This is a genomic window from Mesorhizobium sp. M2A.F.Ca.ET.039.01.1.1 (assembly GCF_003998035.1).
Classification (GTDB): domain Bacteria; phylum Pseudomonadota; class Alphaproteobacteria; order Rhizobiales; family Rhizobiaceae; genus Mesorhizobium.
Window position 1 is genome coordinate 21,100 of record NZ_RZRY01000012.1, and the last position, 11,451, is coordinate 32,550.

At 61.2% G+C, this 11,451-nt stretch carries 9 protein-coding genes; 2 read left to right on the forward strand and 7 right to left on the reverse strand.

Annotation, left to right across the window (positions count from 1 at the left end):
• Position 1: 1 nt before the first annotated feature.
• The 5 genes from EOA24_RS02615 to EOA24_RS02635 all read right to left on the reverse strand — a co-directional run bounded on the left by EOA24_RS02615 (position 2) and on the right by EOA24_RS02635 (position 8,164).
• The gene (locus EOA24_RS02615; RefSeq protein ID WP_126081348.1) at positions 2-1,900 is read right to left on the reverse strand and encodes an ABC transporter substrate-binding protein; all 1,899 of its coding nucleotides are present in this window, start codon (positions 1,898-1,900) and stop codon (positions 2-4) included.
• A complete protein-coding gene (locus EOA24_RS02620) occupies positions 1,897-3,792 on the reverse strand; it encodes an ABC transporter ATP-binding protein (protein WP_126081347.1) in 1,896 nt (631 codons plus the stop codon). Before EOA24_RS02620 ends, EOA24_RS02615 begins: the two co-directional genes overlap by 4 nt.
• A gap of 147 nt (positions 3,793-3,939) precedes the next feature.
• Positions 3,940-5,280: an adenylate/guanylate cyclase domain-containing protein gene (locus EOA24_RS02625; protein WP_126081346.1), complete on the reverse strand. Its 1,341-nt coding sequence runs from the start codon at positions 5,278-5,280 to the stop codon at positions 3,940-3,942.
• Between the two features lie 265 nt (positions 5,281-5,545).
• On the reverse strand, positions 5,546-6,889 hold the full coding sequence (locus EOA24_RS02630) for a nucleotide sugar dehydrogenase (protein ID WP_126081345.1): 1,344 nt from the start codon (positions 6,887-6,889) through the stop codon (positions 5,546-5,548).
• Between the two features lie 114 nt (positions 6,890-7,003).
• Positions 7,004-8,164: a DUF3095 domain-containing protein gene (locus EOA24_RS02635; protein WP_245501746.1), complete on the reverse strand. Its 1,161-nt coding sequence runs from the start codon at positions 8,162-8,164 to the stop codon at positions 7,004-7,006.
• A gap of 93 nt (positions 8,165-8,257) precedes the next feature.
• Between EOA24_RS02635 and EOA24_RS02640 the strand changes: the two genes are divergently transcribed.
• Together EOA24_RS02640 and EOA24_RS02645 are read left to right on the forward strand one after the other, a co-directional pair.
• Positions 8,258-9,346, forward strand: coding sequence for a glycosyltransferase family 4 protein (locus tag EOA24_RS02640; protein WP_126081343.1), 1,089 nt, complete (start codon positions 8,258-8,260; stop codon positions 9,344-9,346).
• Positions 9,343-10,119 (forward strand): polysaccharide deacetylase family protein, encoded by a 777-nt coding sequence (locus tag EOA24_RS02645; RefSeq protein WP_126081342.1) that lies wholly within the window; start codon positions 9,343-9,345, stop codon positions 10,117-10,119. Before EOA24_RS02640 ends, EOA24_RS02645 begins: the two co-directional genes overlap by 4 nt.
• Before the next feature lie 50 nt (positions 10,120-10,169).
• Here the strand turns inward: EOA24_RS02645 and EOA24_RS02650 are convergent, their stop codons facing one another.
• Both EOA24_RS02650 and EOA24_RS02655 read right to left on the reverse strand, forming a co-directional pair.
• Positions 10,170-11,024: an MBL fold metallo-hydrolase gene (locus EOA24_RS02650; protein ID WP_126081341.1), complete on the reverse strand. Its 855-nt coding sequence runs from the start codon at positions 11,022-11,024 to the stop codon at positions 10,170-10,172.
• A 75-nt stretch (positions 11,025-11,099) separates the two neighbouring features.
• On the reverse strand, positions 11,100-11,451 hold a 352-nt coding region (locus EOA24_RS02655; RefSeq protein ID WP_133374452.1), incomplete at its 5' end, for a cyclic nucleotide-binding domain-containing protein.

Here is an 11,451-nt window from a genome sequence, read left to right on the forward strand (position 1 = left end):
CTCAGGACTCTCCAAGCCAGAATGTGTCCATCATATAGACACCGAAATAGGCGGTCGGATCGTAGCCGTAGAGCGCCTTGTCAGGCAGATTGCGCAGCCTCGAGGACGCCAGAACCGGCTGATGCGTTCCGTTCACCGTGCCGATCGAAAACACCTGATCGGTGTAGATCGACAGCATTGAATTCCAGATTTCGGCGCGCTCCGCGGCTTCGGTCGAAACGTTCCAGCGCTTGAGCAAAGCCATCAACTCAACGACAGGCGGAAGATCGGGCGCCTCGCCGACCGTGCCGTGAGACAGGTAGTGAGCACCCCAGAGCGGCCATTGCAGCTGGTCGTCCATGGTGGGGGCCAACTGGGACGGGTTCATGTCGGCGGTCGGCACACCATTGTCGATACCCGACCAAATCGACATCATGATCTCGCCACCTAGCGCGCGGCTGCGGAAGATGTCTCGCTGCGAAGTCCGGACGAACAGGGCGATGCCGACCTGCCGCCAGTGATCGGTGATGAGTTCGAGCGCGTCCGTTTCCAGCGTGCTTTCGCCGGCCGTTTCCACGATGACCTGCGCCGGGCGTCCATCGGGAAGGATCCGCAGACCGTCATCGTCGCGCGCCTTAAGCCCGACCTCGTCGAGCAGGGCGTTGGCTCGGTCGGGATCGTGGGCGACCCAGGCTCTCGCGAATTCCGGCCGGTAAAGCGGGCTCTCCGGCAGGACTGTATCGGCACTTTCCTGCGCCAATCCATAGAACACGGCCAAGTTGATCTCGCGCCTGTCCACTGCGAGCGAAAGCGCGCGGCGCACGCGCACGTCGCGAAGAAGGTCACGCCACACCGGGTCGGCACAATTGAGGTTGGGCAGCAGCGCCAGCCGCGAACCCTGTGTGCGTTTCCACAGATGCATCTTCACCGGGTAGCGCTTCTCCGCGTCCTTCAGGAAGGCGTAGTCGGCAAAGTCGATTCCCATGCATTGCAGGTCGCTCTCGCCCGCACCGGTCTTGGCGGAAATGATCGCCGACGAGCTGACATTCATGACAACCCGGTCAATGTACGGCAGTTGCCGGCCATTCTCGTCTATTCGATGAAAGAACGGGTTCCGCTCAAAGACGAACTGCTCGGCCGGTGGCTTGGTCCGGTTCTGCCAGGGATCGAGCGTCGGCAGTTCCGGGTTCTCCGGGCGATACTGGCGCGACATGCGGATATGCAGGAGCGTCCATTTCTTGGCCCTGTTCTCCTCCATTAAGCCGGCAAGCCGGAATGGGTCCTGGTATTTCTTGTGGAACTGCTTGAGATAGGCGGCCGGCAGAACAAGCGATAGCGGCGAAGCGGCAGCGAGCTTGGGCAGGAAGTCGGGATTAGGCGCATCCCAGCTATAGCGGACTGTCAACGGATCGACGATCTCGAAGCGTGGCGGCTTGCCGTCCGCCAGCAGGGTCGGGGTGAGCCCGCCTTGCGTAAGCTCATCGTTCAGCCAGACATCTTCCCAGCAATAGCGAAAATCCTCTGGCGTCAGCAGGCTGCCGTCAGACCATTTATGTCCTTCCCGTAGCTTGAAAGTGAAGACACGATCGTCCGCCACGTCGAAACTTTCGAGAATATCGGGCTGCAGGTTGAGCTTTTCGTCATAGCCGACCAGGCGAGCATATCCGTAGATGGTCATCATCCGGATGTCTTTTTGGCTGCCGATGATCGTGCGCAGCGTGCCGCCGTACTGGCCGGGCTGCCGGCCCATCGCAGCGAGGTTCACCACGCGCGGGCTCTTGGGCAAGCGCTTGGCGAGTGCCGGCAGCGCCAGGGCCTTCAGCAGCGGCTGAAGAAATTCCGGCTCCAGATCGCCGGCGTGCAACGTGCTCGGCACAAATGCCGAAGCCATGAGTCCAAGGACGGTGCGCCGGCTGATCAATGGCGTAGCTCGCTGGCATCGGCCGAGCGTCGGGCCAGAACAAGGTGGCCGCCGCCAAGATCGAGCGGCGACAGCACGTCCTCTTCGCCCTCGTCGCGGAATTGCGGTCCCCATGCGCTGGTGTCGGAAGCGCCGCTGAGCTTCAGCGTCTTGAAATCCATCGGCCTGTCGAGATCGGGGAAAGGTACTGCGGCGACCAGTGAGCGCGTGTAGGGGTGGATCGGTTTCCTGAGCAGAATTTCGCGCGGCGCTAGCTCGACGATACGCCCCCCGCACATCACCGCGATGCGGTCTGCCATGTAGTCCACCACCGCCAGGTTATGGGATATGAACAGATAGGTCAGTCCCAGTTCCTTCTGCAGGTCCTTCAGAAGGTTCAGGATCTGCGCCTGGACGGAGACGTCGAGCGCTGAAACCGGCTCGTCGCAGATCAGCAGTTCAGGCCCCAGCGCCAACGCGCGCGCGATGCCGATCCGCTGACGCTGCCCGCCTGAGAAACTGTGCGGATAACGCTTGATGAAGCGCGGATCGAGCCCGATTGCCTGCATCAGGCTCTTGACCGTGGCTAACCGGGATGCGGCATTGCCACGCTGATGAATTTCCAGCGGCTCGCTCAAGATGTTCTCCACCGTCATGCGAGGTGAAAGCGACGAAACCGGGTCTTGGAAGACCATCTGGATTTTCGCGCGCAGCATGTGCAGGGCGTCTCCCTCGCCTGCCAGGACGTCGATCGGTCGATCGCGGCTGTTGAAGATCACAGAACCACCGCTAGGGGTGACAGCCCGCATGAGGATCTTGCTGACGGTGGTTTTGCCGGAACCGCTTTCGCCGACCAGACCCAGGCATTCACCCCGCTTGATGTCGAAGCTCACGCCGTCGACGGCGCGAACAGAGGTTTGATGATCCCCACCGAACCATCCGGACTTGCGGATGGTGAAGGTCTTTGTCAGATCCCTGACCGACAGCAGGATGTCGTCCGGCCCCTTCGATGCCGGCGCGGTCTGCTTGCCGAGCAGGTTTCCGACATTCACCGGCACCTCGCGCAGCGCCTTTAGCCTTTCGCCAGGCTTCAGGTCGAAATGCGGAACGGCTGCCATCAGGCCCTTAAGGTAAGGATGGCCTGGCCGGCGGAATATCGCCTCGACGGGTCCCGCCTCCATGATCTCGCCATGGTACATGACCACCACCTCGTCGGCGACATTGGCGACCACGCCGAGGTCGTGCGTGATCAGCAGCATCGCCATGTTCAGCTTGGTCTGAAGCCCGCGCAGCAATTGCAGGATTTGCGCTTGGATGGTGACGTCCAACGCCGTCGTCGGCTCATCGGCGATCAACAGGGCGGGCCGGCAGATAAGCGCCATGGCGATCATGGCGCGCTGACGCAATCCTCCGGAAAGTTCGAAGGGATACATGTCATAGGCGCGCTTGGGATTGGGAAAGCCGACAAGGCTGAGCATTTCCTCGGTCCGCGCCTTGCGCTCCGCCCGAGCCATGGGCGTATGAATCTGCAGGGATTCGCTGACCTGGTTGCCGATCGTGTGCAGCGGCGACAGCGATGTCATCGGCTCCTGAAAGATTTTGCCGATGCGGCTGCCTCTCAACGCCCGGATTTCGGGCCCATCACGCGACATCTTGAGGATATCCTGCGTCGTGCCGGGCTTTTCAGGATCGGAAAACAGGATCCGGCCGCGAACATGGGCTGTGTTCGGCAAAATGCCCATCACGGCCTGGCTGAGAACCGATTTTCCGGAACCGGACTCGCCCACAAGCGCGGTAACCTTACCGGGCAGGACGCGAAGATTTGCGCGCCTGACGGCATGCAACGGCCCCCCCATGATGGCAAAAGAGATGCCAACGTCTTCGATCCGCAGCAGATCGACACTCGAATTCATCTTCACACCAGCCCCACTCTGGCAGCTCTCCAGAAAGCGAGACTAGCGCATTGCCAGCGCAGAGCAACTTGGATTCGAAGCGGTCGTCAGTGGCGGAACCGACGACCGAACTGGCTACCAAAGGCGATCGGGCCAGATCGCGGCGGTTTACTGGAGCTTACTCGGGTCGCCCGCCGCCATCCGCGCGGCGTCGCGGTGAAGCAGCATGACCTGCTCGGCGTCCGATCTTCGGCCGTGAATCGGCTCCGGCGCACCGTCTTCATCGAGTGCGAGAGCTCCCGACAGATCTGGTGAAAGCACCGTCAGCTTCTGCTTGATGCCAGCCAGTTCCTCGTTGCCGAGCGTCAGCCATTTGTTGGCACCGCAATAGCCGGCGAAGTCTTTGCTGGCCAGAACGCTATGCGGATATTTCTTGGTCAGGGTCTGAAGGCGCTGGACCTCGTTCACAGCCGAGCCGAAGACAGAGAATGTGAGCCGGTCGGTAAGCCCGACATTGCCAAACATCACATTGCCGACATGCAGGCCGATACCAAATTTGATGTCGGACAACCCCTGCTCTTTTCGGCGCAGGTTGAGATCCATCATGCGCGCGCTGGCCTTGTGCGCGGCCGCAAGAGCAGCCTGGCAGGCGATCTCGGACTGCGAACGGTGCCTTTCGCAAGGGTAGACGGCAATGAAGCCATCACCAATGAAACTCATGATCTGCCCGCCGTTGCGATTGAAAGGTGCGGCAACGGCGTCGAAAAACTGGTTCAGCGTATCGATATAGACTTCGCGGCCGGAAGTTTCGGCAAGCCTCGACGACCCGCGCATATCTCCCATTACCAGTGCGGCCCGGATTGTATCGCCCTCGCCGCGCTTGATCTGGCCGTCAAGCACGCGCCTGCCAGCGTCGCCGCCGAGATAGGTGGTCATCATGTTGTCAGCGAGCTTGGTGAGCACCGCCATCTTGGTGGCGATAGCGAGATGGCTCTGGATGCGCAGCAGCGCCGAAATCATGCTGTCGCTGAAGCCCGCGGCGCTGTCGGTGGACCAAGACCCCATCATGCCCTGACTGGTGTTGCCGCTGAAGGGATGGACGAAAGCCATGTAATCGGTGATGCCCATAAGCCGGAGGTCATCGAAAACAGGAAACTCCGATAGCACCGACGGGTCGAGCCGGCGTCGCAGATGGTCGAGCTTATTGCTGAGCAGATGGTAGTATGGACTGGTCAGGAATCTTTCAGACGGCACACCGGCCTCCTTGCGGAAGCCTTCCACTTCCATGCCCTGGCCGCGAACCCAGGTGAAGCCAAGCGCGTCATAGAGCGGATGGAGCATCGAGAAGCTCAAATGCACCCGCTTCAGCGGCAGGCCGGCAGCAGCCAGCCGTTCGCAAAAGCCATTTACCAATGCTTCCAGGTCGTTGCCCGCCAGCGCCGATTCGTTCAGCCAATCGGCAACCTTATCCATGAGGATGGTGGAGATTTCTGCGTACGATGTGCTCATGCTATCCCGAAACCCGTCGGAAGACGGAACCATTATCTTCTGATCTGTCATAACACAGTCCGTCAACGACCCAACGATAAGACACCCGAAGTCAACAAGCCGGCCTCGGCGGCAAAAGCGGCGAAGAATATCCCGGATGACTACCCTTGCGGCCAAGGGGAAGGCGTAAATGCATCTGTATTCCGTGGCGTTATGTGGCGAGTCAGCCGACGCAGTGCAACCACGATCCTGACACCGTGCAAGAAATTCGCCGGCTCAGATGCCGTCAGGCCTTCACCACCGTCTCTCGGTCTAGCCCGAGGCGGCCAAAAACATTGCGCGTGTCGACGATCAGAGGGGCGTGATCAGCGATCGTGTGATAGTCGATCGCGTCGTGGTCGGTTGCAACGACGACAGCATCGAAATCTTTCAGGGCCGCCTCGGTCAATTCGACCGAGCGGCGCCCCTTGATCGCCATATGCTCTCGTGTGGTCGGTATCTCGATAACATGCGGATCGTGGAATTCCGCCTTGCCGCCCCAATCCTCGATGAGTTCAATGAGCCGCAATGAAGGGCTTTCGCGGATATCGGGCACATTCTTCTTATAGGCGAGCCCCACGATGAGAATGCGCGAGCGGCTGAGCGCCTTGCCGCAGCGCTGGTCCAGCGCCTTCGCCAGCTCATCGACCACATGACGCGGCATGGCCGTGTTGATCTCTGCCGCGAGCTCGATGAAGCGGGTCGGCAGTTCGTATTCGCGCGCCTTCCACGTCAGGTAGAAGGGATCGATCGGAACGCAGTGCCCGCCAAGGCCGGGGCCAGGATAGAACGGCATGTAGCCGAAGGGCTTGCTCTTTGCCGCCTCGATCACCTCCCAGATGTCGATGCCCATCGCACCGAGCACGACCTTCAACTCGTTGACGAGAGCTATGTTGACCGAGCGGAAGATGTTTTCCGTCAGCTTGACCGCTTCGGCGGTCGCGGTGGTCGAAACCGGAACGACGGTCTTGACCACGCCATGGTAGAAGGCCTGCACGAGCGTCGCCGCTTCAATGCCGTCGCCTGCCACGACCTTAGGAATCGTCGCGACTTCAAAGCTGCGGTTGCCGGGATCCTCGCGTTCGGGCGAGAAGCCGAGGAAGAAGTCTATCTTCGACCGCAAGCCGGTTTCTTCCAATATGGGCTTGATCACGTCGTCGGTGGTGCCGGGATAGGTGGTCGATTCCAGCACGACGAGCTGGCCTGGACGCAGATGCTTGGCGATGGTGCCTGCTGTGTTCCTGACAAAGGAGAGATCCGGCTCACGGTTTTTCGTCAGCGGTGTCGGAACACAGATGATGATGACCTCGCAGACGGCCAGTTCCGCAAAATCCGCAGTGGCGCGGAACCGTCCGCTCGCCACCTGGCCGGCAAGGGCTGTCGACGTCACCGCCTCGATGTAGGATTGGCCGTTGTTGAGGCTCTCGACCTTGTGGGCTTCGATGTCGAAGCCCGAAACCGGGAAGCCCGCGCGTGCTACCGCAACCGCCAGCGGCAATCCGACATAGCCCAGTCCGATCACGCCGACTTGCGCGGCGCGCGTCGAAATCCGGTTTAGAAGATGGTCATATATCGATCGTGAGGCGTCCAAAAATCTGCTTTCCCGTCAATTCGGACAGGCTTGTCCGTTCCCGTGGCGAGGCTCACTTGGTCCCAGGACCATACCGGAGGCATATTGCGGAAGATCGGTTTCCGCAAGCCGTCATCAAACCGGCACCTTCGCCTTCAGGCTTGCGGCAGCCATCGCATAGCCGCCGGCAGCGCCATCGATGAAATGAAGGTGATCGCGCTGCAGCGGCGAAGCGACGAGACATGTCATCAAGGCCGATTTCTGGCGGTGCAGGCCATAGGGACAGATGCCCGCCTGTTCCGCCTGTTTCAGCCGGTTTTCGATCCGTTGCAAGACATCGGCGTCAACATCGATGGTCATCTTCAAGCCGTCGTCGAACTTCCGGAAGTCCGAATTGCTGGCCACTTCACGTTTATAGACCTTCGGATCGAAACCGCCGATCGTCCAGCCACATCGATCGGTGACAGCCGTAAGCGTCATGAGGAACACTACCCACAGCTTCGTCAGCCACCGCCGTCCAGCCGGCCCCGTGGCCCGCGCCTCGAGATCGAGACCGGCGGGCAGTAAACTGTAGGCCGGCCCGTCCGCCGGTACGGGGTGGCCATCGCGCTCCTGCCTGCCAGCAAGGGCGATGATGTCGGAAACCAGCAACTGAAAGCCGCGCAAGTCGCGTGACGCCCCTGGTATGGCTATGATCGAGACGATTTCGCCATGTCGGGCCTCGATCGGGTTCCAGCGGCAGGAGAGGCCGGTCAGGTCCGGCCGCGCGCCGGCCGGCGCGGGATCGATGCCGTAGCGCCCCGCTTTCATCTCGGCTTCCGCCCAACTGCCGCCACCGCCGGCGAACATGGCATAGAAGACCGCTTCGGAGGCCTGGAACCTCGCCACGCGAACGTCGAGCCCTTGCGCTCTTATATCCCTTATCGGCACGATTGCGGCACGCAGGGCTAGGTCCAGTTCTTCCGCCACCCATCTCTGGACAGCGGCAAGCGCGTTGCGGGCGATCTCCAGCGCCGAGCCGGGAAACGCCACGAGCGCGCCGTCGCCGCCGAAGACAAAGGGAAAATCTTGCCGACCCAGCGCATTGAGCAGCGCCGAAATGACGCTGGCGCCGGCCATATTGACGGTTTTATAGCGCCCAGCCTCGATCGCCTTGGTCGAGCCGACGATGTCGGCGGTGGCCAGCGCCCAGTCATCGGGGAGAGGCCGATAGTTGTCGATATCGGCAACGCTTTCGAACTTTGCGAAGACCGGCAGAGAAGCGACAAACGGGTCGGACGCGGCAGCTGTTTCCATGGGCATCAGATAGCATATTCCACTGCTTGAAGGGTGAAGTCGATCATGCTTCGAAATTGACTTGCGGCGGCTTTCTGATGATAGGGTCCGGCGATGCGAATTGCCTTCTACGCACCACTGAAGTCACCCAATGATCCCGTTGCCTCCGGCGACCGCCAGATGGCACGGACGCTGATCAAGGCGCTGGAGCACGTGGGGCATCGCGTCGAACTGGCATCCGAATTGCGCTTCTATCTACGCGAACCGGAGCCGAAAAGTTTCGATGCGCGCAAGATCGAGGCCCGGGAAGAAGCCGCGCGGCTGACAAGGCTTTGGGCTCGTGACGGCAAGCCCGATCTCTGGTTCACTTATCATCCCTATTACAAGGCGCCCGACCTGATCGGGCCCGAGCTGACGGCGGCCTTTGCTGTCCCCTATGCGACAGCGGAAGCCTCCTATTCGAGGCGGCGCAACGCCGGTTTGTGGGCTGATACGCAAGCTTTGGTGGCGCGAGCCGTCGAACAGGCGGCGCTGAACATCTGCTTCACGCAAAGGGACCGCCAGGGACTGGCGGATGCGGTACCCGGCGCCACTTTCGGCATGCTTTCGCCCTTCATCGACACATCGGCATTCCGTGAAACGCCGGCACGGGGTTGTCCGACACGCCTCGTTACTGTCGCCATGATGCGCCCGGGCGACAAACTCGAAAGCTATCGCATGCTGGCGCAAGCGCTCGGCTCGATCGGTCACCTGCCCTGGACCATGTCGGTCGTCGGGGACGGGCCTGCCCGTGACGAGGTCAAAGCGCAATTTGCCGGCTTGCCCGCCGAGCGTATCGAATGGCTTGGCGCGATTGAGCCGGCCGCCGTGCCGGATGTCCTCTACAGTGGCGGAATTTACGTCTGGCCGGGTTTCGGCGAGGCCTATGGCGTTGCCTATCTTGAAGCGCAGGCCGCCGGCCTGCCGGTGGTGGCTCAGGACATCGCCGGCGTGCCGGAGGTCGTGCGGGATGGCCGGACCGGGTTCCTGACCCCGCCGGGCGATTTGACGGCGTTCGCTTCAGCCATTGAAAGGCTTCTGGCCCGCAACGACGAAAGAACCGTCATGGCCGCAGAAGCCAGACGTTTCATCCTCGAAGAACGCTCCCTCGGTGCTGCGGCAGCGCGTCTCGCCGAACTTCTTGCGAAGATCCCGGTTTCATGACGTCCGATCAGATCTGGCAACCCTTGGTGAAAGAACTGGCGCGCTGGCAGCGGGCGGACCGCAAGGCAGAGTTCTGGCTGCGCGATGATGACGCCGTGGATCCGACGGCTGCGCTTGATCGGCTGCTCGACCTCACCGGTCAATTCCCAATTCCGGTCACTCTGGCCGTCATTCCGGCCCTGACTGATGGGAAGCTGGTCGCCCGGCTTGACGAGGCGCCGCATGCCACAGTCGCCATCCATGGCTGGGCGCACCGAAATCATGCGTCGGAGGGCCAGAAAAAGCAGGAGCTCGGCCCGCAGCGGCCACGCGAGGCGGTGCTCGATGATCTGGCTCGCGGGCTGTCGCGCATAACCGGCCTGCACGGCGCACGTGCCGTTCCGATGCTGGTGCCGCCCTGGAACAGGATCGACGCCGGCTTGGTATCCGAGCTTGGATCGATGGGATTTGCGGCATTGTCGGTCTATGGGCCGCCGAAGCCGGCTTCGCTGGCGGTCGTCAACAGCAATGTCGACATCATGGACTGGCATGGCACGCGCGGTTGCCGCGATCACGGCATATTGGTTCAGGCCATCATCGCGCAATTGCGACAGGCATTCGACGGCGGCGAACCGGTCGGCGTGCTCGCCCACCATCTCGTACACGATGAATCGGCCTGGCTTTTCCTGGAACGGCTGTTCACGGTCACCGCACAGACTGAAGCCTGCGCATGGCTTCCGATCAGGACATTGGTCAGGCGCGGCGCCGGTAGAGCAATTCCAGGAAAAGTGTGAGCGGCTTTCCGTCCGGAATTGCGTCAAAACAAGAAGAGAGAGGAAACAGCTCAGCGCGCTTTGTGCGATAAGACTGGAAATTCGAGCGTCTGGCCATCCCGCGCGGCGAAAGCGCCGGCAAACCTGTCCTTGGCCAGTTTCTCCATCTCGTCCAACTCATTGTCGGTGCGTGCCGGATCGTGGTGAACCAGCGCAAGCTCCCGCGCGCCGGCCGCCTCGCAGAGCTTGACCCCCTGTTGCCATGTCGAGTGCCCGTTGCCGCGGTAGCGCTCCATTTCCTCCTCGGTGTAGGTGCAATCGTAAATGACGAGGTCGGCATCTTCGATGAGGTCGAGGACCGCCTGATCAAGCTTGCCCGGCTCGTGTTCGGTGTCGGTGATCACCGCCACGACGCGGCCGCCCCATTCGACCCGATAGCCTATACAGCCACCGGGATGGGTTAGGCTGCCGGTTCGGATCACCACCCCTTCGCGCGGCCGAAGAACGTCTCCTGATACGAAATCGCGGTAGTCGAGGCTTGCCTTGCAGACGTCCAGTCTCACCGGAAACCAAGGCGGCCGCATGAACTCATCGACAATCTGCTGAGTCGTCATGCGTCCTGCAAGATGCCCGGACCAAAGCCTGACTTTGACGCTGCGGTCGTAGATCGGCTTAAAAGCCGGCAGCCCGATGATGTGGTCGTAATGGCAGTGGGTGAAAAACAGGTCGAAATCGGTTACGCCCGACGCCCGAAGCGCTCGGCCGGCAGGCGGCAGGCCAGAGCCCGCGTCGAAGAGAATCGTATGCTTACCGCATCGCATCTCGATGCAGATCGTGTTGCCGCCATAGCGGGAGAATTCTGGCCCCGATACCGAAATGCTGCCGCGCACCCCCCAAAACTTGACCAGGAAAACCTCGTCCTCCATGCTGCTCCTTCGCGGTCCAGTCGCCCATGCTAGCCGGAGCCATCACGACGGCGAGGATTAAGTGCGCGTCACTGGTTACTTGGCGCTCCGTGCGTCGATCAGATCCGCGGTCGTATGGCTTAGGCGATCGGCGAGGACCCGCACCATTTCGATGGTCATTTCCGGGAACTCCCTCATGAGCCTCAGGAAATGATCCTTGCGAATTCTCAAAGCTTCCACCGGACTTGCAGCTCTGACGGTGGCCGTGCGAGAGCTGTTGCACAATATGGCGATCTCGCCAACGATCGAATTTGGCAGCAGTTCGGCAACTTTTATCGGTCCGTTGTCGGAATCGACCAGAATATCCGCCTTGCCTGAAAGGATGACATAGGCGGCATCTCCCTCGTCGCCTTGCCGGAAAAGAATCTGGCCGGCGCTGTAGCTGACG

What these genes read in the sequence shown, in the direction of transcription:
- EOA24_RS02625 (WP_126081346.1), bottom strand. Translation starts at nt 5,280, where the DNA reads ATGAGCACATCGTACGCAGAAATCTCCACCATCCTCATGGATAAGGTT.
- EOA24_RS02620 (WP_126081347.1), bottom strand. Translation starts at nt 3,792, where the DNA reads ATGAATTCGAGTGTCGATCTGCTGCGGATCGAAGACGTTGGCATCTCT.
- EOA24_RS02640 (WP_126081343.1), top strand. Translation starts at nt 8,258, where the DNA reads ATGCGAATTGCCTTCTACGCACCACTGAAGTCACCCAATGATCCCGTT.
- EOA24_RS02635 (WP_245501746.1), bottom strand. Translation starts at nt 8,164, where the DNA reads ATGGAAACAGCTGCCGCGTCCGACCCGTTTGTCGCTTCTCTGCCGGTC.
- EOA24_RS02645 (WP_126081342.1), top strand. Translation starts at nt 9,343, where the DNA reads ATGACGTCCGATCAGATCTGGCAACCCTTGGTGAAAGAACTGGCGCGC.
- EOA24_RS02650 (WP_126081341.1), bottom strand. Translation starts at nt 11,024, where the DNA reads ATGGAGGACGAGGTTTTCCTGGTCAAGTTTTGGGGGGTGCGCGGCAGC.